The sequence below is a fragment of the Roseburia sp. AM16-25 genome (assembly GCF_003473825.1).
In the GTDB taxonomy this organism is placed as follows: Bacteria; Bacillota; Clostridia; order Lachnospirales; family Lachnospiraceae; genus Pararoseburia; species Pararoseburia lenta.
The window spans coordinates 593,041-615,737 of sequence record NZ_QUCW01000003.1 but is presented as its reverse complement, the minus strand read 5'-3'; the positions used below and the strand labels follow the sequence as shown (position 1 = coordinate 615,737).

The following is a 22,697-nucleotide window of genomic DNA, read 5'->3' as shown; positions in this document are numbered from 1 at the left end:
AGTCCAATTTCATAATGACGCAATTGAAAAAAGGACCAACTCTCGCCGGTCCAAATCTTCTTTCACATTCCTAATCTATTAGCCTGTTGTTACCTATTTTACAAATATTTATCCAACTGATGTGACACATCCAATACACCTGTCAGTCGATTCTTCGCGCTCTCCGCATTTTCCATATTGGCATTGGAAAGTTCAGCTGCCTGGTTGGAAGATGCGGTCACTTCCTCGGTCGTTGCTGATAGGTTGGTAATGTTATCTACGATCTGATTGTTGGCTTCGGAAAGTCTGCTCAGACGATCATCGATATTTTCGATATGGGTAATCAATTCTGTCACATTATCATTCATCGCCTCAAAACTCTCGGATGCTTCTGTGATCATGACGTCCTGTGCATCCGTTGCGCTAACAGACTGGGAAACCGCATTGGCTGCCCTGGTCGCATTCTCTGTCAGATCATCAGAGATCTTGCTGATCTCTTCTGTCTCCTGCTTGGTACGCTCTGCCAACTGGCGGATCTCATCCGCAACCACAGCAAATCCCCTGCCAGCCTCACCGGCTCTGGCACTCTCAATGGAGGCATTCAATGCCAAAAGATTGGTCTGGGAGGAAATTCCAAGAATAGTATCCGCGATATTTCGTACTTCTTCCGTCTTGGCCTGTAAGGCTTCCATCGCCTTTGCCACATCCTGATTTGTATTGGAGATTACCTGAGACTGCTCCTTCAAGCGATTCATCACATCCATAGACTGCCGGTTGATCTGACCGGACTGTTTGGCGATCTCTACCATAGTCTCAGAACTTGTCAAAGTATCTTCTATCGACTGCTGGATATTGGCAGTCATGGTCGTCTGTGTCTGGATATTTTCTGCGGTCGACAAGGTACTTTCCGAAATATTCTTCATTGCACCGTTTACGACCTCGGAAGAACCATTGAGGTCATTGACGATATCCATGGCACTTTCCGTACCCTTGCGCACCTCAGTAGCCACGCCAATCACATCGTCAAGCATGGTCTGCATCTTGGCATTCTTTTCATGTACTTCGCCTAAAGTATCTTTATTAAACTGCTCCGCAATGCTGGTAACGCAATAAAGCAATACCAAAAGTACCAGACAGATCACCAGGACAAAGATCTGATTTAAGGCAGAATCCCCCTCAAGATTGATATGCTGTACGATCTTGGCCGTAGTCACGAGCACTTCCATGACTGCATAAGCAATCCCACTGATGAGTGAAAACTTCTTGTCAAAGAAAAGCATACATCCTACCAAAGGGAAGATTCCAAGCAACTGGATAAATCCCTGTGTAAAGGCAAATCCTGTCACATAGCAGACAACAAGCAAAAATGGCAATGCCATCATTTTTAATTTCTGGGATGTCAAAAACTTTCTGGACAGTAAAAAGATGGCAATACAGGATACCAAAACAATACCGGAAACCATCATGGTCAGCCCCTTAGAGCGGATGCCTACGAAATAGCATGCCCACATAATGATCATTAAGATTGCGTAAAAAATAAGATATCCGGATACCAAAAAGCGATTGGCTCTCTTTAACTGTTCCTCTTGATCTGCATATTTAAAATCCATAAAGCAACAAATCCTTTCCTATATACAAAATGTCTCAAATTTCCATACATTTTTATTGTACGAAAATCTGCGTCATTTTTCCACCACTTTTTGTCGAAATTTATACTTTTTTTGATCCGCACCGGTTTTTCCCAGTTCCCAGAAAGCCACTGCACTGGCTGCCGCCACGTTTAAGGAGTCCACGCCATGCATCATGGGAATACAGACCGTGTAGTCACAATCAGCGATCGTTTCCTTTGCCAGCCCATCGCCTTCCGTTCCCAGCACCACTGCCAGACGTTCTTCCGCAAGCAGTCTTGGATCATCCACGGCATAAGAATCCTCTTTTAATGCCATGGCGACTGTCTTATAACCCATCTGCTGCAACAGATGCCCCGTCTCTTCATACCACGCCTCTTTGGAAAGATAGGTCCAAGGAATCTGAAAGACCGTTCCCATGCTGACCCGGCAGGCTCTGCGATACAAAGGATCTGCACAGCCATGGGTCAAAAGGATGCCATCCATGCCAAGGGCTGCCGCCGACCGGAAGATGGCACCGACATTGGTCGGATTGACGACTTCTTCTAAAATGGCGATACGTCTTTTCCCCTGACAGATGCGCTCCACCGTCGGCATGGGCTTGCGCCGCATGGCACACAGCATACCCCGTGCCAACTGAAAACCGGTGATCTGTGTCAGCACAGAAAGGTCTGCCACATAGATCGGGATATCGCCCACTTTTTTCAGGACTTCCCCTGCTTTTTTCTCCACCTGTCTTTTTTCCATCAAAATAGAAATCGGCTCATAGCCGGCCTCTAAAGCACGCAGGATCACATTGGGGCTCTCCGCGATAAAAAGACCCGGCTCCGGCTCAAAATAATGTAATAATTGTGCTTCCTTCTTATCTATATACATATCCAGTTGTGGAATATGCAGGTCTGTGATCTCGATCATACGCTCTCCTTGCCATAAGGGACGTTCCTTTTGCCACAAGGAGTGTCCCCTTGGTTCTGTTTTTTCTTCCTCTAAGATAAACGAAAAGATGAGATTTGTAAAACAGAAAAACTCCTGTGCACACCTGCACAAGAGTCTTTCCTGATACCGACAACAACGCGCACGCCTGTCTCTTTGACAAATTCGTACTCGAATTTCTCCATACGCATAGAGGTGGTCGGTCCAACCGATACCATTTCGTATTTTTCATCACCCAGCGGACGGATGATCGAACCTGCATGCAGGATACCGTCTTCTCTTTCACACCCCTTCGTACTTCCAAATTTATTGACTTTGCTTCCGGTTACGACATCACACCTTATCTGCCAACGCTGTGAACTTCCAGAGTCTCTTCCCGGCAAAGTGTATGATCCCAAATCAGATGAGAGAGCCAAAGCTGCAGTGCCACGCCAAAGAAAACAATGATATAGCCGACCAGGCTGGTAAAGACCGGTCTAAAATAACATAAAATGACAGGGCTGCCCCAGATACCCCAGAGCAAAAGGGTCGCCGGCAGTTTGCCAAAAGCAAACAAAAAAGCATTGGTCAGATGCCCTTTGACCCGGTTGTCATAGTTTGCTACCAGTGGGAAAATCCAAAAGAGCATACTGACTGCCACAAAGAAAAGCACGCCGCCAAAGAATAAAAAGAACATATTGACAGGCTCTGCGATCCTGATGGCATAATATATATCCCCAGCGCCCAAGACCATGACGCTAGCAAGGACCAGCCACGCACCGGTCGCCTGCTTAACGTCAGCGGCAAAGGCATGGAAAAACTCTAAAGTCAAAATACCGCCCTCCGGCTCTTTCATTTTTTTCATACAACGTGCCCCGGCGCTGAGCGATGCCCCGATCGTCACGATCGGGATACAGCCCAAAAGCACGAGAAAATTGAGCAGCACAAACTGCCCAATCTTTCCCAAGATCCATATAACTTTGTTCTCAGATGTAAAATTCAACATTTCTTTTACCCCTTTACGCCACCGAGTGATACGCCCTCCACGATAAATCTGGATAAGAGGAAGTACATCACAAGCATTGGCAAGATTGTAATGGAGAGTCCCAAGAATACAACACCATAGTCGGTACGGAAGGATTCGCTTGTCAGCATCTGCACAAACATGGTCAGTGTCTTTTTCTCAGAACTGCTGATGATCAGTGTCGGCATGAACAGATTGTTCCAACTAGCCACAAACTGGAAGATCGCTTGTGTTGCGATCGCCGGTTTCATCAAAGGTACGACGATCGTGTTAAAGATACGGATCTCACCGCAACCGTCGATGCGGGCCGCCTCTACCAGTTCCGGGGAAAGCGCTCCCTCCATGTACTGTTTCATAAAGAATACGACCGCCGGAGTAGTAATACCCGGGATGATCAGCGGCCAATATGTATCCAGCAGATTCAGTTTCATCATGAACTGGTAGAAACCAATGGCAAAAACCTGCGTCGGCACCATCATGACACCCATGATAAATGCCCATGCTGCTTTGCGACCTTTAAAGGAGTAGTTGTGGATGCCGTATGCTGTCATAGAAGAAAAATATACGGACAATACGGTAAATGGAACAGCCACCTTAAAGGAATTGAACATGCTTTGTAAGACTGTAACACCAAGACCCTGTTGGGATTTGTCGAAATTTGCGATATTGTTTTTTAAATTTGATCCAAAGAGAAGTGATATACCGCTCTGTACCTGGGTCGACGTGCGTGTCGCATTGACGAACATCAGATAAAATGGGATCAAACTGATCAGACAAAGCAGGATCATAATGATGTTCCGAAAGATCTTTTGCCTGCGTACGGCTTTTGTCTTATTTTGCAATGGCTGATTACTTTCCATGACGCTTGCCCCCTTTCTTCTTTTTTCCGCCTCCGCCATATGCATCGGATGTCTGCATGACGCGGAAGAAGATCAAACTAATGATCAGGGTACAGATAAAGAGAAGTACGGATACTGCCGCCGCCCTTCCGGTATCTGTATTGTGCAGTCTCATAATGTACATGGTCACAGTTGTTGAAGTATCGTTTGGTCCTCCCACATAGCCTGTGCCCTGCCCTACATTAAAGAGTGCCGGAATATCGAATAACTGAAGTCCACCGATGGCTGATGTCACAAGTACATACAACATGACCGGCTTTAACAGCGGAAGGGTAATCGAAAAGAACTGCTGTCTGCCTGTCGCCCCATCCAACTCGGCGGCTTCGTAAATATCAGGACTGATACCTATGATACCTGCAATCAGAAGTAACATAGTATTGCCATACCACATCCAGACCTGGATCATGGAAATGGATATGCCGGTTCCCCACTTGCTCATCATAATATCCGCATTTTGCGAGATCCAACCCAGACTGCGCAGTGTCGACATGATCGGACCATACTTGCTTAAGAGGGCACAAAAGAGAAGGGAAATAGATGCCGCTGTAATAATATTCGGCATGTAAAGAACAACCTTGTAAAAGCCTCTTGCCTTTAATTTTGCACGATTATTGGTCAGCCATGCGGCTGCCAAAAGGCTCAGTAAGATCTGGGGTACAAAGTTTAACAACCACAGACGAAGCGTATTGCCCAGGTATTTTAGGAAATATCCCTGTTCACCATCTGCAATACCCAGCACATTCAGATAATTCTGAAGTCCTGTAAAAGTGATCGTTGTCCGCAGATTTCTGGTGGTGTACTCAAACATGCTGTAATAGAAGGTATTGATCAGCGGCCACAGGGAGAAAACCAGATATACGATAAAGAACGGTGCAATAAAGAGATAACCATACTTCCCATAACTGACCGTCTTTGGTTTTGTTTCTTTTTTTCCTGCTTTCATATGGTTTTCACCTCATTTAAAATGATTGCCCGGAGCCCAAGTCCTGCTCCGGGCAAAGGATTTTTATTACTCTACTTTCAAATAAGAATATGTGTCATGTACGGCTGCCTTGAAGTCCTTGATGGCAGTGTCCATATCAGATTCGCCGGTCGCATATGCGGTAACTGCTGCCGGGAACAGGGTCTCATTGATCGTCATATCTTCTGCTGTAACCAAAGATACATCTACATTCTGTCCTCTTGTCGAGAAGAATTCCGGAATGTTCTGGTCGCCGTAAAGGCTAAAGGTAGAAGCACCCTTTAAATTGTTTGCTACGATATCAGAGATAGCCTTCTGGTTGTTTACAAAGTCACCATTTGCTTCATAAATGCTTGTCATGAAGTCCTTGTCACAAGTGCAGGACTTGATGATCTCTGCTGCAACGTCTGTATCAGCACATTTTGCGGTTGCTGCAAGTCCGGTACCGCCCCAATAGAACTGAACCGGTGCGTCTACAAGGATGGTGTTCTTATCCCATGTATCAGTCAGGCTCCAATAGGTGTACCATGGGCATCCTGCAAATGCGATACATGCTTCTGACTTCTCGCCATCGCCATCTTTTAATGCTGCCCAGTCTGTCCCCCACATAGTAGTATTAAAGGTAAGATCTTCATCATATAAGGTCTTTGAGTATTCCATGTATTCTTCCATGGCAGGATCCATCTGGATCACATCATTGTCATCATACCAGCCAACGGTACGGGCACCATTTAAGAAGATGTACTTCAGATCATCATAGCCGGAGAAGAGTTTTACTTTTCCGCCGGAAGCATCATTGACTTTTCTTGCTGCTTCTAAGATAGAATCCCAACTAGAGAAGGTCTTCTCAAGTTCTGCCTGATCGGTCGTTCCCAAGTACTTTTCTGCAAGATCAGCACGGATCTGGATACATCCGGGTGTTGCCTGCCAGAAAGAAGCCTTCTGAACGCCATCCTTGTCAGAACCAAGTTCGATATTGTAAGAGAACTGGTCTGCTGTATCAGCATCTGTGATGCCGAGATCCTTAAGGCTCATCAGATAATCAGACTGCACATATTTCTGCACATAACCAACTTCCAAAAGCATCATGTCAGGATAAAGTTCGTTGCTCGGATCGTCTAACAAAGCATCGATCTTGTCCTGATAGTAACTGGAACCACCGCAGTTTACAAATACCAGTCTATCCTTGAGATCCGGGTATTTTTCTACTAAAAGGTCCTGCAAGGTCGTAAAATCTGTGTTCCACGCCCAGACAACAAAAGCATCTTTTGCACTCGGATCACCTGTGATCTCATTATCCGGAATGGCATCCTCATCGGAACCACTCTCCGTGTTTGCATCACTGTTTGCCTGATCGTCGTTCCCCCCAGAACTTCCACAGGCTGCCAACGAAAACGTCATGGCAAATGCCAACAACATCGCTAACACTTTTCTCTTTTTCATTTCGTTTTCCTCCTTTTTAAATACATTACATATAAATATTTATTGCTAACCACAGTAGTCATCGCCACTGTAATTGTGCACTAGGTATGATTGATGTCCCTTACGGACTGTCCTTTTTCCACATAGCCTTCGACAATGTATGGACGGATCAGCGTTGTCTTTGGTTCCTCGATCAGACTGATCAACTGCTCTGCTGCCAATCGTCCAATGCTGTCCGTGTCCTGCTTTAAGGTCGTCAACTGCGGCTCCAACTGATAGGCGATCCGTATACCGTCATAACCGGCTACGGAAATGTCCTGCGGGATCTTGAGTCCAGCCTGTCGGATTGCCTTGATACCGCCGAAACTGGCGAAATCATCCTGATATAAGATGCAGGTCGGTCGATCCTCCAATGCCAGAAGTTCTCTGGTTCTTTCATATGCCTCATCCGCGTTGCGGTATGCCGCTTCCTTGATGTAAGCATCCGGGATGGATAAGCCCTTTTGCTCCGCCATCCGGTAAAAGGTAGATAAGCGGCTCTGGGTAACTGCGGAATCTGCGCCATGGATATAAGCGATCTTCCGATGTCCTCTTTCATATACATAGGAAAAGAGGTCTTCCATGCCCTTTGCATTGTCCGACATGATGGCGATGCGATTGTGGAAAAGGTGATCGATCGTCACTACCGGAATGTTGCTTTTTACAAGTTCTATCACTTCCGGGTCGTTAAAATCGATACAGGCGATCACCACGCCATCAAATCCACGGTATCTGGCATGTTCCAGATAGGTCATGCGGTTGGGACGGGTCTTGCAACAGTTGATAAAAGTCATATCATAGCCCTGCTGCTCCGCTGTCTGCTTGAAACTGTCAAGCACATGTGAAAAGTAATTGTGTGTCAAACCGCTACGTGCTTCATCGACAAACAAAACACCGATATTATAAGTACGATTTGTCTTGAGTGCCTTTGCCGCAGAGTTTGGAAAATATCCCATGTCTTTTGCCACCTGCCGAATCCGTTCCTTTGTCTCAGCACTGATATCATTGTGATCGTTGAGTGCCTTGCTGACGGTTGCCACGGAAACCTGACAAGCCTTTGCAATATCCTTGAGTGATACCATCCTTTCTCCTCTCGACTTTGTAATTTGTTTTGAAGAAAAATTTCTTAATCGTTTTCGTAAGTTGAATGTACATCAATTTGATATGGTCTGCAAGCCTTTTTTGATGTTTTTACCTATTTTTGGCAAGGTTTCACAGTTTAAGGACTTTTGTTTTGCCCATTTTTACGAAACTACATTTTCGTAATTATTTTATATAAGGAAAGCCCATAAAAAGCCTGTGGTTTTCGTAGTATTTTCGTTGATTTCCTGTTGATTTTCCAAGTTTTATACATTATAATCTGACTCAAGAATAAATATTCCATTATTTTCAGTCTCTTAATCGTTTTCACTATGGTGCAGCGCTTACCAGGTATTTCTTAAATTCTTTGCACCACCTTCATTCAATTTTATAGTTAAAAATCGGAGGTTATTATGAAATTTGGTTACTTTGATGATCAACATAAGGAATATGTGATCACTACACCGAAAACACCACTTCCCTGGATCAATTATCTGGGAAACCGGGAATTTTTCTCCCTCATATCCAATACCTGCGGCGGCTATACCTTTTATCGGGATGCCAGACTCCTGCGCCTGACTCGCTACCGCTATAACGACGTACCTTGCGATACCAACGGCAAATACTTTTATATCAAAGATGGGGACTGCATCTGGAATCCAGGCTGGCAGCCGACCAAGACGGACCTAGATTTTTACGAATGTTGCCACGGCCTGGGCTATAGCCGTTTTACCGGGAAAAAGAAGAACCTGCAGGCATCGGTTCTCTTCTTTGTTCCTTTGGAAGATAACTGTGAGCTCCAGTGGCTGCATTTAAAAAATGATGGCGATGCGCCTAAGACTTTTTCCCTCTTTTCTTATGTGGAATGGTGTCTTTGGAATGCGGATGACGATATGAAGAACTTCCAGAGAAATTTGAGTATCGGCGAAGTCGAGATTGAAGATTCGGTCATCTACCATAAGACCGAGTACCGCGAGCGCCGCGATCACTTTGCTTTTTATGGGGTCAATGCACCGATCGACGGATTTGATACCAGCCGGGATGCCTTTCTTGGTGCTTACCGGGGCAATGACCATCCACAAGTTGTAGAAAAAGGCGCCTGCTCCAATTCCGTAGCAAGCGGCTGGTCTCCGATTGCCTGCCACCAGATCGATCTGACCCTTGCTCCAGGTCAGGAAAAATCGCTGATCTTTGTTCTGGGCTATGCCGAAAATCCCCTTGCGGAGAAATGGTCTGCGCCCGGCATCATCAATAAGAAACCGGCGAAAGAGATCCTTGCCAAATACCAGACCGATGCACAGGTGGAGCAGGCTCTATCCGCCCTGGCTGCCTATTGGGAAGACCTGCTATCCAAATATCATGTCACATCTTCCAATGAAAAAGTCGATCGCATGGTCAATATCTGGAACCAGTATCAGTGTATGGTGACCTTTAATATGTCACGCTCTGCCTCCTACTACGAATCCGGTATCGGACGCGGTATGGGCTTCCGCGATTCCTGTCAGGATCTGCTTGGTTTTGTCCATCTCATACCGGAGCGTGCCAGAGAGCGTATCTTAGACATTGCCGCAACACAATTTATCGACGGCAGTGCCTACCACCAGTATCAGCCGCTGACCAAAAAAGGAAATTCTGATATTGGCAGTGGTTTTAATGATGATCCCCTCTGGCTGATCGCTGGAACAGATGCCTATATCCGCGAGACAGGCGATTTTTCCATCTTAGACGAAGCCGTGCCATTTGATAATGATGTCAGTCTTGCCGCGCCACTCATGGAACATCTGCACCGGTCTTTTGACTATATCGTAAACCATAAGGGTCCTCACGGACTGCCTCTGATCGGGCGTGCCGACTGGAACGATTGCCTGAATTTAAACTGCTTTTCCGCACATCCGGGTGAATCCTTCCAGACCTTTGGTCCAAGTGAGGGACCGATAGCGGAATCTGTCTTTATTGCAGCCATGTTTGTCAAATACGGAAATGCCTATGCCAAGTTATGCCGGCTGACCGGGAATACGTCCGAGGCCACGCGGGCAGAGAAAGAAGTTGACAAGATCTATGATGCCATCTTAAAGGATGGCTGGGATGGCAAATGGTTCCTGCGTGCCTATGATGCCCACGGGCAGAAGGTCGGCTCCCATGAATGTGAGGAAGGACAGATCTATATCGAGACACAGGGCTTCTGCCCTCTCGCCGGTGTCGGCGTCAAGGAAGGTCTTGCCAAAGAAGCGCTGGATTCTGTCAAGGAACGACTGGACACCAAATACGGTATCGTCCTGCTCCAGCCTGCCTACACCAGATATCATCTGGAACTGGGCGAGATCACTTCTTATCCACCGGGATATAAGGAAAATGCGGGTATTTTCTGTCATAACAACCCATGGGTTTCCATTTCCGAGACCGTGATCGGCAGGGGCGACCGTGCTTTTGAGATCTACCAAAAGACCTGCCCTGCCTATGTGGAGGAATTCAGTGAGATACACCGGACAGAACCTTATGTTTACTCACAGATGATCGCCGGACGCGATGCCGTCTTCTTTGGAGAAGCAAAGAACAGTTGGCTGACCGGAACGGCTGCCTGGACTTTTGTAAACATATCCCAACATATCTTAGGGCTTCTGCCAACCCATGAGGGCTTATCGGTAAATCCGTGTATTCCGCATGATTTTGGGGATTTTGAACTAACGAGAAAGTTCCGTGAAGGAATCTACCATATTCAGGTGAGAAATCCGAAACAGGTAGAAAAAGGTGTGGTCAGTCTGCGTGTCGATGGACAGGAAATTGCAGGCAATGTCATTCCTTATGTAAGAGAAAAAAAAGAATATCAGGTCGAGGTCACACTCGGCTGACGTCAGGGACGTTCCTTTTGCCATAAGGAGCGTCCCTTTTGGCTTTCTGAGACAGGCGCAGATAAGGACAAATGGGCAGGCACCTACCCGTTTGTCCTTATCTGTGCCTGTCTCCGTGCTCAATCCTTGGACTCAATCACAATCAGCGTTCCATCCTCCACCGTGATCACGGCTTCCTCGTCCACGATCTCATTACTGATGCCTAAGGATGTAAACGGCTGCAGATCTACATGATCCAGCGGATAGAATACGCCGCTCTCGCTTACACCTCTTGCAACGCCGCAAAAAGAAACCACGGATACATATTTTCCATACTGTTCTTCCTTTTTGATCCGGCACTCCTTCTGGATCAGACGGATCCGATTATGTTCATCCAAAAGAAAAATATGGCGATCCTGTACAAAGCCCTGTCCTAAAATGGCAATATTGCCAAGCACATGATCCAGTCTGGTTCCGGTTCCTCCCAAAAGAAAGATATCACCCTTTGTCTTTTCAAACGCCAGATGCAGCGCTGCTTCCGAATCTGTATCATCCTTTATGGGATTGAGTTTTGTTACATTGCGACGGTCTGCCAGAAAGGCATCCTTGACCTGCTCATCCAGTGAATCAAAATCTCCTATGACATAGTCCGGCTCAATCTGCAATTTCATGCAGGCTTCCAGACCTCTGTCCGCAGCGATGATCGTAGCCCCCGCATGTTCTTTTATGACATTTTCCAAAAAAGGCAGGGATAAATTACCCCCTGCCAAAATCAGTGTTACTTCTTCGTTTTTCATGCTGTAACCTCTATACTACCAAGCCATTCGGGACACTCCATAAGCCAAAAGGAACGTCCCTGTGGTCTACATATGCGTCAAAAATGCTTCTACATTGGCTGCTGCATCCCCGGAAAATACGGCACTGCCAGCCACAATGATGTTGGCACCGGCAATAAGTGCCTGATCGACATTATCCAAGGTAATGCCACCATCCACCTCAATGTCAAGTTTGATGCCACGCTCTCCTAAGATGCGACGCAGTTCTGTCACCTTCTCCAGGGTATATGGGATCAGTTTCTGTCCGCCATAGCCCGGATTTACCGTCATGATCAGAACCATATCTACCTGATCTATGACATGGCGCAAAACCTCGATCGGTGTTGCCGGATTGATCGCAACGCCTGCCATGGTCCCCAGTTCCTTGATATGCGCTACCGTACGATCCAAATGGCGGCAGGCCTCCGCATGCACCGTAATGATATCGGCTCCTGCCTTGGCAAAATCCTCCACATAGCGATCCGGTTCTTCGATCATCAGGTGCACATCTAAAATGCGGTCTGTGTATTTACGCAAAGACTTGACCACCGGTGCGCCAAGTGTGATGTTTGGCACAAACATACCATCCATGACATCAATGTGGATATACTGTGCTCCCGCCTCATCAATTCTCTCTATCTCCTCTGCCAATTTACCATAATCTGCAGATAAAATCGAAGGTGACAAACAATTCATGATTCTCTCCTGTTTACTCTGTTTCCGCCAGGCACTAATATTTTCTTGCCTGAACGAGTTCTTCATACAATAACTTGTAATTGTCATAGCGGCTCTGCGCGATCTGCCTGCGTGCTACCGCCTCTTTGATCCCGCAATCCGGCTCTCCTATATGGGCGCAGCCCTGAAAACGACATTCCGGTTCATGTGGCACAAATTCGGGGAAACATTCCCATAGCCCCCCTGCCTCGATCTCCGGTACATACATGGAACTAAAGCCCGGTGTATCCATGATAAAGGAATCCCCGCCAATGGGGATCAGTTCACTGTGTCTGGTCGTGTGTTTTCCACGCCCGATCTTCTGGCTGATGGCACCGGTCTCCATCAGGGTATGATCCTGCAATCCATTGATCAGCGACGACTTGCCAACACCGGACGGTCCTGCCACCGTAGTCGTCTTGCCCTGCAAGAGTGTCCTGATCTCCTCTCTGCCCTCCCCGGTGATCGCCTGGGTAAAATGTACCGGATAGCCTGCCAGTTCATAGGTCTCCTTTAAGACCTGCTTGTCCGCCCGGCTTCCCAGATCTTCTTTGTTAAAGCAGATCTGCACCGGCACATCCTGATAAGCCATCATGACCAAAAAGCGGTCCAAAAGGTTGAGATTGGGTTTTGGAGAATCGGTCGCAAAAATAACAAGTGCCTGATCGACATTGGCAACTGCCGGACGGATCAGGGCATTTTTGCGCGGTAAGATCCTGACTACATTTCCCAGATGTTCTGCCTCATCCAGCACATCGATTTCTACCTGATCGCCAACCAGAGGCTTTAACCCTTGTTTTCGGAAGGCACCTTTTGCCTTACATTCATAAATTCCGGATCCTGCTACGAAAACGTAGTAGAATCCGGAAATTCCTTTTACTATCCTGCCTGTCATACTTTCCTTACTGCTTTGTAAATGTGACTGTCTTGGTCTCGCTCACACCGTCTCCGGTAATCTCGATCGTACCGGAAGAAGTCGCGATATCCTTAGCACTAATATTGAATGACTGTTTTGCCTGCAGATCCCATGACGCAATGGCAACGCCTTCCGCATCCTTTAAGACAACGGATACCGGTACTTCATGTGTATTGCTGACGCTGCCGGAATAACTGTAATACTCCGGTTTTTTGCCGTCACTGATAACCAGATCAACTGAGGTTCCGGCATCTACCGTCTTGCCCTGTGTAATACCCTGACGGATAACTCTGCCTGCCGCATAATTATCACTGTATTCGGTTGTCACATTTCCAACCTGTAAGCCGACACTTGCAAGTTCATTGGCTGCTTCCTGCTGTGTCTTATTGGTCAGGGACGGTACCTGTACGGACTGGATGCCTGCACTGACAACGATCGTCACAGTATCACCCTTTTTACCAACACCGGTCGGTGTCTGGCTGATAACCTGCCCCTCTGCTACATCAGAACTGTATTCAAAGGTACGGTTTGCCTTAAATCCTTTATCTTTTAAGGTCTGAATGGCTGCATCGCCGTTCATGCCTACCACGCTTGGTATTTCAAGATCTCCCTCTTTGCAAACGGTGATCTTGACCTTTTCTGTAGTAGAGACCTTGTCGCCCTCATCAGCACTCTGCTTGATGACTTCGCCTTCCTCTGCATCGTCGGAAGACTCATAAACGATCTCGTAAGAAATGCCTGCCTTCTTTAAGGCTGCGACTGCCTCATCCTCGGTCATGCCCACAACATGGATCATTTCTACCTGCTCTGCCTGTGTCTTGCTGTCCTTATCGCTGTCGCTCTTCTTGGTTCCAAAATGGAAAAGTCCAAAGAAACTGCCCACAATATAGATCACAATGGCAATGATGATAACGGCTGCCGCAATTCCCATAATGGTGATCGCCTTATCGAGTTTTGGATTGACCGGACCATCTTCTTCCTCGTCTTCCTCATCCTCTAAAAGTTCGTCCTCATCGGCTTCCTCGCCCTCGGCAAGTCCTTCCCGGATCTGCTCCTGCTCCTCCGGTGAGATCACGCGGGTCTTTTCCACATCATCTGCGGAACCAATCGTCACAAAATCCTCATTCGGGCTGACAAGTGCTTTTTTCAGATCCAAAAGGAGATCCTCGATCGTAGCGTATCTGCGATCCGGGCTCTTCATGGTACATTTTAAAATGATCTTTTCTAAACTGATCGGCAGTTCCGGTGCATATGCACTCGGTGCGACCATTTCTTCCTGTAAATGCTGCAAGGCTACGGCAACGGTGGTATCTCCGTCAAACGGTACACGTCCGGTCACCATTTCATACATAACGATACCCAGAGAATAGATGTCGCTCTTGCCGTCCACATAACCATTTCTCGCCTGCTCCGGTGATGCATAATGCACAGATCCCATCACATCCGCATGAATGGTGTTGGAAGTGGTGGCCCTCGCGATACCAAAATCAGTAACCTTGACCTTACCTTCCGTGGAGATAATGATATTCTGTGGCTTGATATCCCTATGGATAATGCCCTTATTGTGGGCTGCCTCAATACCGCGGCCTACCTGAATGGCGATGCTGATCGCCTCTTTAAAATTGAGTTGTCCCTTTTTCTCGATATAGGTCTTTAGGGTGATACCCTCGACATATTCCATAACGATATAGTACATGCCATTTTCACTGCCGACATCATAAATGTTGACAATATTGGCATGTTCCAATCCTGCCGCTGACTGTGCTTCTGAGCGGAACTTTGTCACAAAGGTAACATCCTCTGCGAACTCCTGTTTGAGTACTTTTACTGCTACTTCTCTACCTAAGATATGATCCTTTGCCTTATAGACATCGGACATGCCGCCGGTACCGATTTTATCTAAGATCTCATAACGATCTGCTATATAATTTCCTTTTGTCAACATTTTTACACCTCATCAGAAAATGGTTCTATTACTATTACCGTAATGTTATCTTTACCACCATGATCGTTCGCCAGATCGACCAATTTTGCTACTTTATCTGCCACCTGACCGGATCCCGCCAAGACCTCTTCGATCTCGCTCTCCTCGACCATAGATGTCAGTCCATCCGTACACATAAGTACCAGATCTCCAGCCTGCAGGGTCTCATCAAAGAAATCAACACGGACCTCTGCCTCCGCGCCAACTGCTCTTGTGATCAGATTGCGCTTTGGATGGCTTCTGGCTTCTTCCTTTGGCATCTCGCCCTTGCGCACCATCTCTCCGACCACGGAATGATCCTGCGTGATCTGGCTCAACTGTCCGTCCCTATATACATAAAGCCTGCTGTCACCAACATTTGCCACACAAAGATGATCTTCCAAAAGCGTTGCTACAACCATGGTCGTACCCATGCCATATTTGTCCTCATCCTGTGTCGCTTCCTCGTATATGCTCTTGTTTGCTGCTGTAATTCCCTGATTGATAATCTGAACCGGTTCAGATCCCGTATCGGACGCGATCTCACGTTTTGCCAGTGCGATTGCCTGGCTGGATGCGTATTCTCCTGCCTTGTGGCCGCCCATTCCATCGGCGACCACAAAGAGATTCGGTAAAGAGCCAATGGTCTCTTCCGTGGCAAACACTGCATCCTGATTTTGCGAACGCATACGTCCAATATCCGTCAAAACAGAATAGTTCATGTATTTTACCTTTCTTATGTCTCGGAAATATGTCTATGTCTTAATTGTCCACAGGCTCCATCAATATCTCTGCCCATTTCCCTTCTAATAGTAACATTTTTCCCGTATATTTCAAGTTTGTTTTTAAAGGTCTCGATCGCCCGCTTGCCCGACTGCACATAGTCCCGCTCCTTGATCGGGTTGACCGGGATCAGATTGATATGGCAGTTGATCCCCTCTGTCAGCGCACACAACTCCGCAGCATCTTCCTCGCTGTCATTGACACCGCCCACCAGGCTGTACTCAAAGGTCACGCGTCGCCCGGTCTTTTCAAAATAGTAGCGGCAGGCATCCACCGCCTCATGGATATCGTATTTATTGGCAACCGGCATGAGTTCCAGACGCTTTTTCTGGTTTGGTGCATGCAGAGATAAAGCCAGTGTGATCTGCAGACCTTCCTCCGCCAGACGGCGCATATTTGGCACGATGCCACAGGTAGAGACCGTGATATTGCGCTGACTCAGATTTTTACCATGTTTATCGGTCAGCAGATGGATAAAACGTATGAGATTGTCGTAATTATCCATAGGTTCTCCGGTCCCCATCACAACGATATTAGAAACCTTTTCCCCTGTATCCCGCTCAATGGCATAGATCTGATCTAGTATCTCCGATGGTGTCAGGTTTCTGACCAGCCCATCCAGAGTCGATGCACAAAAGCGACAGCCCATGCGACAGCCCACCTGTGAGGAAACACAGACCGAATTTCCATGGTGATAGCGCATCAGAACGCTTTCTACCATATTGCCGTCCGCTAGAGCAAAGAGATACTTGCGCGTACCGTCTTCCCTTGAAATCTGACAATCGATCTGTTCCAATGCCGTATAGGTCGTCTGCTCTTTTAAAACTTCCCGGAATTTCTTTGGCAGATTTGTCATCTCATCATAAGATGCCACATTATGTATATGCATCCATTCATACAACTGTTTGCCGCGGAATTTCTTTTCTCCCAGTTCTTCTGCAAAGGTCAAGACTTCCTCATATGATAAAGACTTGATATCTCTTTTTTCTTCCATCTTTCTTCCTATCTCTTTTTCATCTTTGCCAAAAAGAAACCGTCCTGCTTACCTGCTTTTGGCAAAAACTGCTTTTCTGTTTCCAAAGAAAAGTCCGGGTGCTTCTCTAAAAACCATGTCACATTATCCTCGTTTTCCTGAGACGAGATCGTACAGGTCGAATACATAAGCGTCCCGCCTGCCTTGACATAAGCGCAGACCACATCCAGGATCTGACGCTGCAATATCGCCAGTTCCTTCTGGGTCTCTTTTGTCATGTGGTACTTGATGTCCGGCTTTTTTGCCACAACACCAAGCCCGGAGCAAGGCGCATCGCAGATCACGACATCCGCCTGCCCGACGGATTCTTCGTTTAAGATGGTCGCATCCCATTTTTCTGCCCGAATATTGGCAAGCCCCATACGCCTGATATTTTCTTCCAAAAGGGAAACCTTGTGATCCGAAAGATCCCTTGCTTCCACAAGTCCCGTGCCCGCCAAAAGTTCTGCCGCATGCAGACTCTTACCACCGGGTGCCGCACAGACATCGATCACATGATCCCCTTGCTGAATACCGGCACTGTGTGCCACCATCATAGAGGAAAAATCCTGGATATAAAAATCTCCGGCAAGAAATTCCGGGATACCGCGCAGATAGTCATAGCCACTGATATAAAGGGCATATGGGATCTCCTCGCAAGGCTCTACCGTGATCCCCTGCTCCCGCAGATTTTTTGTCAACTCTTCCACAGAAATATTGCCGGTATTGACACGGATACAGGTTTTCTTTTCCTCTAACAATTCCCCTAGGATCTGCTTTGTGGTCTCCCCGCCAAACTGTTCTTCCCACGCATCAATGATCCATTGTGGCATGGAATAGGCTTCTGAAAGGCCCTTGTAAGTGATGCTATCCTTGTTTCTTGAAATATTGCGCAACACACCATTGACAAAACCGGAAAGTCCGCCCAGTCCATGATTTTTCACGATACGGACGGCTTCGTTGCAGACCGCTGCATCCGGCACACCATCCATAAAAACGATCTGGTAGACACTGCTGCGAAGGACTGTCCGGATGAGCGGTTTCATCTTTGGCACTTTAGGCTTTTTTACAAACTGTCCTAGAATGGCATCGATCTGTAAAAGCCGCTCAATGGTCCCCTGCGTCACACGCGTGATAAAAGCACGCTGCTGTTTAGACAGATATTGATATTTTTCCAAGGTCGCCCCCAGTACCAGATGGGAATATTTTCCTTCTTCCAGTACTTCTTCTAAGATGGCGACAATGATTTCTCTTTGATTTGGATCAGTCATCGCGTCTATTTCCTCCAAACAGGAGCAAGAGCCGTAAGAGTTGCAGGATTGCTGCTGCTGCACTTGCAACGTAGGTCAGTGCTGCTGCTTTTAAGACCTTTTTCGTTCCTTTGAGTTCCTCATGGGATAACATGCCTGTATCATTTAAAAAGCGAAGTGCTCTCGCAGACGCATTAAATTCGACCGGAAGTGTCACCAACTGGAACAAAACTGCCAGAGAAAATGCGATTACGCCTGCCATGATCAGGGTCTGCCCCATACGGCTGTTAAAGAGCAGTCCAATGATGATAAGTGGCCAGGACAGGGTGGATCCTAAATTTGCTACCGGGACAATGGCACTGCGCAAAGTCAATGGAAAGTAGTTGCGCTGGTGCTGGATGGCATGCCCGCACTCATGCGCCGCCACGCCGATGGCTGCCACACTGGTAGAATTATAGACCGGATCGGATAAGTTCAAGGTCTTGTTGCGCGGATCGTAATGATCCGTCAGATTGCCGGATACATGCTGCACCGTCACATCATAAATACCGGATCTGCGAAGCATGTGCTCTGCCGCCTGTGCGCCCGTCATACCGGAGGCACTGCGCACGCGGTTGTATCTGTTGAAGGTTCCTTTGACCCGCGCTGATGCGATCAGGCAGATGATGGCGCCGATGACGACCAGGTAATAGGTCGGGTCCCAGTAAAATCCATAATATCCGTACATAATTTTGCTCCTTAAATAAATATATTGTGTATCAGCAATTATGCCTGCGTCATACTTTCCTGCTCCCCTAGAATCGTGCCCGCCGGAATATCGCGGCCTCGCAGGAAATCTGCGACAGGCATACGTTTTTTGCCCTCCAACTGGATCTCTTCCATCACTAAGAGTCCGTCCCCGGTGACTACCGCGATGCCATCAGCATCTGCCGCTACCACCTGTCCCGGCACGGCATCCGGGACGATATTTTTCTCCACGCGTGCCTTCCAGATCTTCAGTGTCTTATTTCCCAGATGGGTATAAGCGCTCGGCCAAGGGTTCAGGCCTCTGACCAGGCGCTCCAGTTCGACAGCACTTCTTGTAAAATCAAGATTTCCCATGCTCTTTTTGATCATGCCGACATGAGTCGCTTCCGCTTCCTCCTGCGAAACCGGTGTGATCGTGCCTGCTGCAAGCCCTTCCATGGTCTTAACACAAAGTTCTCCACCGACGATCGCCAATTTATCAAAGAGGCTTCCACCAGTCTCATCGGCTGCAAGTCTGACTTCCTCTTTTAAAAGCATGTCGCCATCATCCAAGCCGACCCCCATCTGCATGGTCGTCACACCGCTGACTTCATCGCCATTCATGACCGCCCATTGGATCGGGGCTGCGCCACGATATTTTGGTAAAAGCGAAGCATGCACGTTGACACAGCCAAGTGGGGGGATCTCCAGGACTTCCTTTGGAAGGATCTGCCCAAAGGCTGCTACGATAAAAATATCCGCATCCTGTTTTTTCAGGACTTCCACTGCCTCCGGCTCGCGGATGCGCTTTGGCTGGTAGACCGGAATATCATGTTCCACTGCCCAGGTCTTGACTGCCGGAAACTGCATCTCCTTGCCTCTGCCCTTTGGCTTATCCGGCTGCGTCACCACCATGACGATCTCGTGTCCTGCCTTTGCAATGGCATCCACCGTTGCTACCGCGAAATCCGGTGTTCCCATAAAAACAACTTTCATTCCCCTTCTCCTCTATGCTTCCTCTTCTTCATAATTTACATCATGCAGATTGCCTTCTACCTTTTCGGTATACATATGTCCGTCCAGATGGTCGATCTCATGTAAAAGGGCTCTGGCTAAAAGTTCTTCGCCCTCCACCTCATATTCTTCCATATTTTCATTGAAAGCATGCACCTTGGCATAATTCGGACGGGTAACCTGACCGGATTTGCCCGGAAGGGATAAACAGCCTTCCTCTCCTGTCTGCGAACCGGATGTCTCAAGCACTTCCGGGTTGACTAAAACGATCGGACCGTCCCCTACATCGATCACTGCGATCCTGCGCAGAACGCCCACCTGCGGTGCTGCAAGACCTACACCATCGTATTCATACATGGTATCGATCATATCCTCGATCAAGGTCGCGATCCTTGGTGTGATCTCCTTTACCGGACGGCATACCTTTGTCAAAACGTCGTCTCCCTGTACTCTAATCTGTCTGATTGCCATAAAATTATCCCTCTTTCTATAAAATTACGCCTGATTCATTGGATCAAAATCGAACCAGACCATTACTTTTGCAAATCCCGCATCCGCCTGTATGGTCTGCGCAACGCGATCTTTTATCTCGATCAACTGCTCATAGTCCTTGTGCTTGCAGTAGATCACTTTTTTGTATATATCCCTGACCTTTGCCACGACGGCATCGGATGGACCCAAGCACCGGATCTGCGGTGCCTTTTCTTCGATCAGGTCTGCCAGTGCCTTGGCACATCGGTCAGCCTCTTCTTCCTTTTCGGAAGTGATGAGGATCAAAAGCATATGCGCCGCCGGTGGATAGTCCATCAACTCGCGGTAGGCGATCTCCTCCTCATAAAATGCCTCGTAATCCTGATCTTTTGCAGCAAGGATGCTGTAATGGGTCGGCTGGTAGGTCTGCATCACGACATTGCCCGGAATGTCGCCCCTGCCCGCTCTGCCTGCTGCCTGTGTCAAAAGTTGAAAGGTACGCTCTCCACTGTGAAAATCGCTGGAATTGAGCGATAGGTCTGCTGCCAGCACACCGACCAGGGTCACGTTTGGAAAATCATGTCCCTTGACGATCATCTGCGTCCCGATCAAAATATCCGCCTGCCCTCTGCGAAAGGCATCCAGGATCTCCTGATGTCCGTTCTTTCCGCGTGTCGTATCCGTATCCATACGCAGAACGCGCGCCATCGGAAAGGTCTGTCTGACGACCTCCTCAAACTTTTGCGTGCCCGCCTTAAAGCCGCCGATATATTTGGAGCCACAGGACGGACAGACCACCGGTTTTCTCGTCTCATAGCCACAATAGTGACAGCGCAGGACATCCCCGCGGTGCAGACTCAGTGAAACGTCACAATGGGGACATTTTATCACATGCCCACAGGCTCTGCAAGAAACGAAGCCTGCCAGCCCTCTCCTGTTGACAAAAAGCATGATCTGCTCTTTTTTCTGCAGACGGTCTGCCATCAGTTCCTGTAATCTGCGCGATAGGATCGAACGGTTGCCCTGCCGCAGTTCCGCACGCAGGTCAACGATCTCACAAGTCGGCAGCGTCCGTCCCGATATACGATCCGGCAAGGTCAAAAGGGTATATTCCCCACTTTTTGCCTTGGCGAAAGACTCCACCGATGGTGTCGCGGATCCCAAGACCACGCTCGCCCCCTGCATCTTTGCCCTGGCGATCGCCGTCTCCCTTGCATGATACCTTGGAACGGTCTCACTCTTATAGGAAGGTTCGTGTTCCTCATCTATAATGATAATCCCTAAATCGGAAAAAGGTGTGAACAAAGCACTCCGCGGGCCTATCATAATGCGGATATCTCCTTTTTTTGCCCGCTCGTACTGGTCAAAACGCTCTCCCGGCGACATGCGGGAATTCATGATCGACACCTGCTTGCCAAAGCGCTGATAAAAACGCATCAGGGTCTGATAGGTCAGTGCAATCTCCGGGATCAGGACAATGGCACTTTTTCCGTCCGCCAGAGTCTTTGCAATGAGTTCCATATAGACCTGCGTTTTTCCGCTGCCGGTTACCCCATACAAAAGATAGGTTCCCAGCCTGCCTGCTTCCATATCCTGCGTGATACGCGAAACAGCTTCACTTTGCGCCGGACTGAGGACGATCGGTCTTTCCTTTTCCAAAGTCATGGGCACAGGATTGCGATAGGCACGCTCGGCGTCGATCCGCACCCAGCCATTTTTTTCAAAATCACGGATGACGGTCGCCGGGATCTGCATTTTGCCTGTGATGTCCTCCCATGGCAGGGTAGACCTTTCCATCAAAGTCCGCAAAAGTTTCTCCTTTGCCTGACTATGCCTTTTTCTGGCAAGCAAGGTAGAGAGTTCGTCCCGCGCCTGCTCCTGCGTCAGAAGAAAGGTGACTGTCTTTTTTTCCTTGCCTGCCTCTTTTTTCTTGATGGGGATGACCGTCTTTAATGCCTGGTTCATGGTGCATCCATAATTGCGGCGGATCCAAGCAGCCAGCGCAATCAACTGCGATTCCACGGCAATGCTGTCCTTTGACACACCAAGGATGGGTTTGATCCGCCCGGCATCAATCTTTGGCTCCGTGGACATATCGACCACATATCCCGTAATGCGCCTTTTGCCATTGCCAAAGGGGATCACGACACGACTTCCAATCTGTACGGTTTCCCGCAAATGTTCCGGAATCTCATATTGAAAGGTCTTATCCAGTTTTTCCAGTGATATGTCGATTATCACGTCACCATACAACATCTGTC

The 22,697-nt window shown here is 47.8% G+C and carries 19 protein-coding genes and 1 pseudogene; 1 reads left to right on the top strand and 19 read right to left on the bottom strand.

Annotated features, from left to right (window positions below):
• Positions 1–98: 98 nt before the first annotated feature.
• From DW183_RS09990 to DW183_RS09955, 8 genes and pseudogenes are all read right to left on the bottom strand, one after another.
• Positions 99–1,589 (bottom strand): methyl-accepting chemotaxis protein, encoded by a 1,491-nt coding sequence (locus DW183_RS09990; protein WP_118281841.1) that lies wholly within the window; start codon positions 1,587–1,589, stop codon positions 99–101.
• A 72-nt stretch (positions 1,590–1,661) separates the two neighbouring features.
• Positions 1,662–2,522, bottom strand: a complete 861-nt coding sequence (locus DW183_RS09985) for a TrmH family RNA methyltransferase (RefSeq protein ID WP_118281893.1) — start codon at positions 2,520–2,522, stop codon at positions 1,662–1,664.
• Positions 2,523–2,668: 146 nt separating this feature from the next.
• Positions 2,669–2,821 (bottom strand): annotated as a pseudogene (locus DW183_RS12870) (fumarate hydratase C-terminal domain-containing protein); the annotation flags it as partial.
• Between the two features lie 59 nt (positions 2,822–2,880).
• The gene (locus DW183_RS09975; RefSeq protein WP_118281840.1) at positions 2,881–3,525 is read right to left on the bottom strand and encodes a DUF624 domain-containing protein; all 645 of its coding nucleotides are present in this window, start codon (positions 3,523–3,525) and stop codon (positions 2,881–2,883) included.
• A 5-nt stretch (positions 3,526–3,530) separates the two neighbouring features.
• Complete coding sequence (locus DW183_RS09970; protein ID WP_118281839.1) at positions 3,531–4,403, bottom strand: carbohydrate ABC transporter permease; 873 nt, start codon at positions 4,401–4,403, stop codon at positions 3,531–3,533.
• A complete protein-coding gene (locus DW183_RS09965; protein WP_118281838.1) occupies positions 4,393–5,385 on the bottom strand; it encodes a carbohydrate ABC transporter permease in 993 nt (330 codons plus the stop codon). The genes DW183_RS09970 and DW183_RS09965 overlap by 11 nt, the downstream gene beginning before the upstream one ends.
• A 66-nt stretch (positions 5,386–5,451) precedes the next feature.
• Positions 5,452–6,846 carry a hypothetical protein gene (locus DW183_RS09960; protein ID WP_118281837.1) on the bottom strand — a complete coding sequence of 465 codons (1,395 nt, stop codon included), beginning with the start codon at positions 6,844–6,846 and terminating at the stop codon, positions 5,452–5,454.
• An 80-nt stretch (positions 6,847–6,926) separates the two neighbouring features.
• Entirely contained in the window at positions 6,927–7,946 is a 1,020-nt protein-coding gene (locus DW183_RS09955) for a LacI family DNA-binding transcriptional regulator (protein WP_118281836.1), read from the bottom strand.
• Positions 7,947–8,357: 411 nt separating this feature from the next.
• Between DW183_RS09955 and DW183_RS09950 the strand changes: the two genes are divergently transcribed.
• Positions 8,358–10,793, top strand: coding sequence for a GH36-type glycosyl hydrolase domain-containing protein (locus DW183_RS09950; RefSeq protein ID WP_118281835.1), 2,436 nt, complete (start codon positions 8,358–8,360; stop codon positions 10,791–10,793).
• Positions 10,794–10,912: 119 nt separating this feature from the next.
• On the opposite strand, the gene DW183_RS09945 is transcribed toward DW183_RS09950, so the two are convergent.
• The 11 genes from DW183_RS09945 to priA all read right to left on the bottom strand — a co-directional run bounded on the left by DW183_RS09945 (position 10,913) and on the right by priA (position 22,689).
• Positions 10,913–11,569 (bottom strand): thiamine diphosphokinase, encoded by a 657-nt coding sequence (locus tag DW183_RS09945; RefSeq protein ID WP_118281834.1) that lies wholly within the window; start codon positions 11,567–11,569, stop codon positions 10,913–10,915.
• 66 nt (positions 11,570–11,635) lie between these two features.
• Entirely contained in the window at positions 11,636–12,283 is a 648-nt protein-coding gene (gene rpe / locus DW183_RS09940; RefSeq protein ID WP_118281833.1) for a ribulose-phosphate 3-epimerase, read from the bottom strand.
• Positions 12,284–12,317: 34 nt separating this feature from the next.
• The gene (gene rsgA, locus DW183_RS09935; RefSeq protein WP_118281832.1) at positions 12,318–13,196 is read right to left on the bottom strand and encodes a ribosome small subunit-dependent GTPase A; all 879 of its coding nucleotides are present in this window, start codon (positions 13,194–13,196) and stop codon (positions 12,318–12,320) included.
• 7 nt (positions 13,197–13,203) lie between these two features.
• Entirely contained in the window at positions 13,204–15,162 is a 1,959-nt protein-coding gene (pknB, locus tag DW183_RS09930) for a Stk1 family PASTA domain-containing Ser/Thr kinase (protein ID WP_118281831.1), read from the bottom strand.
• A 2-nt stretch (positions 15,163–15,164) separates the two neighbouring features.
• On the bottom strand, positions 15,165–15,902 hold the full coding sequence (locus tag DW183_RS09925) for a Stp1/IreP family PP2C-type Ser/Thr phosphatase (RefSeq protein WP_118281830.1): 738 nt from the start codon (positions 15,900–15,902) through the stop codon (positions 15,165–15,167).
• A 14-nt stretch (positions 15,903–15,916) separates the two neighbouring features.
• Positions 15,917–16,957 (bottom strand): 23S rRNA (adenine(2503)-C(2))-methyltransferase RlmN, encoded by a 1,041-nt coding sequence (gene rlmN / locus DW183_RS09920; RefSeq protein ID WP_118281829.1) that lies wholly within the window; start codon positions 16,955–16,957, stop codon positions 15,917–15,919.
• 8 nt (positions 16,958–16,965) lie between these two features.
• Positions 16,966–18,246: a 16S rRNA (cytosine(967)-C(5))-methyltransferase RsmB gene (gene rsmB / locus DW183_RS09915; RefSeq protein ID WP_118281828.1), complete on the bottom strand. Its 1,281-nt coding sequence runs from the start codon at positions 18,244–18,246 to the stop codon at positions 16,966–16,968.
• On the bottom strand, positions 18,239–18,952 hold the full coding sequence (locus DW183_RS09910; RefSeq protein ID WP_178010095.1) for a zinc metallopeptidase: 714 nt from the start codon (positions 18,950–18,952) through the stop codon (positions 18,239–18,241). Before DW183_RS09910 ends, rsmB begins: the two co-directional genes overlap by 8 nt.
• A 38-nt stretch (positions 18,953–18,990) precedes the next feature.
• On the bottom strand, positions 18,991–19,947 hold the full coding sequence (fmt, locus tag DW183_RS09905) for a methionyl-tRNA formyltransferase (protein WP_118281826.1): 957 nt from the start codon (positions 19,945–19,947) through the stop codon (positions 18,991–18,993).
• A 12-nt stretch (positions 19,948–19,959) separates the two neighbouring features.
• Complete coding sequence (gene def / locus DW183_RS09900) at positions 19,960–20,436, bottom strand: peptide deformylase (RefSeq protein WP_118281825.1); 477 nt, start codon at positions 20,434–20,436, stop codon at positions 19,960–19,962.
• A gap of 24 nt (positions 20,437–20,460) precedes the next feature.
• On the bottom strand, positions 20,461–22,689 hold the full coding sequence (priA, locus tag DW183_RS09895; protein WP_118281892.1) for a replication restart helicase PriA: 2,229 nt from the start codon (positions 22,687–22,689) through the stop codon (positions 20,461–20,463).
• Positions 22,690–22,697 lie beyond the last annotated feature (8 nt).

What these genes read in the sequence shown, in the direction of transcription:
- DW183_RS09945 (WP_118281834.1), bottom strand. Translation starts at nt 11,569, where the DNA reads ATGAAAAACGAAGAAGTAACACTGATTTTGGCAGGGGGTAATTTATCC.
- DW183_RS09925 (WP_118281830.1), bottom strand. Translation starts at nt 15,902, where the DNA reads ATGAACTATTCTGTTTTGACGGATATTGGACGTATGCGTTCGCAAAAT.
- DW183_RS09950 (WP_118281835.1), top strand. Translation starts at nt 8,358, where the DNA reads ATGAAATTTGGTTACTTTGATGATCAACATAAGGAATATGTGATCACT.
- rsmB (WP_118281828.1), bottom strand. Translation starts at nt 18,246, where the DNA reads ATGACTGATCCAAATCAAAGAGAAATCATTGTCGCCATCTTAGAAGAA.
- DW183_RS09910 (WP_178010095.1), bottom strand. Translation starts at nt 18,952, where the DNA reads ATGTACGGATATTATGGATTTTACTGGGACCCGACCTATTACCTGGTC.
- rsgA (WP_118281832.1), bottom strand. Translation starts at nt 13,196, where the DNA reads ATGACAGGCAGGATAGTAAAAGGAATTTCCGGATTCTACTACGTTTTC.
- pknB (WP_118281831.1), bottom strand. Translation starts at nt 15,162, where the DNA reads ATGTTGACAAAAGGAAATTATATAGCAGATCGTTATGAGATCTTAGAT.
- DW183_RS09960 (WP_118281837.1), bottom strand. Translation starts at nt 6,846, where the DNA reads ATGAAAAAGAGAAAAGTGTTAGCGATGTTGTTGGCATTTGCCATGACG.
- rlmN (WP_118281829.1), bottom strand. Translation starts at nt 16,957, where the DNA reads ATGGAAGAAAAAAGAGATATCAAGTCTTTATCATATGAGGAAGTCTTG.
- DW183_RS09985 (WP_118281893.1), bottom strand. Translation starts at nt 2,522, where the DNA reads ATGATCGAGATCACAGACCTGCATATTCCACAACTGGATATGTATATA.
- DW183_RS09965 (WP_118281838.1), bottom strand. Translation starts at nt 5,385, where the DNA reads ATGAAAGCAGGAAAAAAAGAAACAAAACCAAAGACGGTCAGTTATGGG.
- DW183_RS09955 (WP_118281836.1), bottom strand. Translation starts at nt 7,946, where the DNA reads ATGGTATCACTCAAGGATATTGCAAAGGCTTGTCAGGTTTCCGTGGCA.
- rpe (WP_118281833.1), bottom strand. Translation starts at nt 12,283, where the DNA reads ATGAATTGTTTGTCACCTTCGATTTTATCTGCAGATTATGGTAAATTG.
- fmt (WP_118281826.1), bottom strand. Translation starts at nt 19,947, where the DNA reads ATGAAAGTTGTTTTTATGGGAACACCGGATTTCGCGGTAGCAACGGTG.
- DW183_RS09975 (WP_118281840.1), bottom strand. Translation starts at nt 3,525, where the DNA reads ATGTTGAATTTTACATCTGAGAACAAAGTTATATGGATCTTGGGAAAG.
- def (WP_118281825.1), bottom strand. Translation starts at nt 20,436, where the DNA reads ATGGCAATCAGACAGATTAGAGTACAGGGAGACGACGTTTTGACAAAG.
- DW183_RS09970 (WP_118281839.1), bottom strand. Translation starts at nt 4,403, where the DNA reads ATGGAAAGTAATCAGCCATTGCAAAATAAGACAAAAGCCGTACGCAGG.
- DW183_RS09990 (WP_118281841.1), bottom strand. Translation starts at nt 1,589, where the DNA reads ATGGATTTTAAATATGCAGATCAAGAGGAACAGTTAAAGAGAGCCAAT.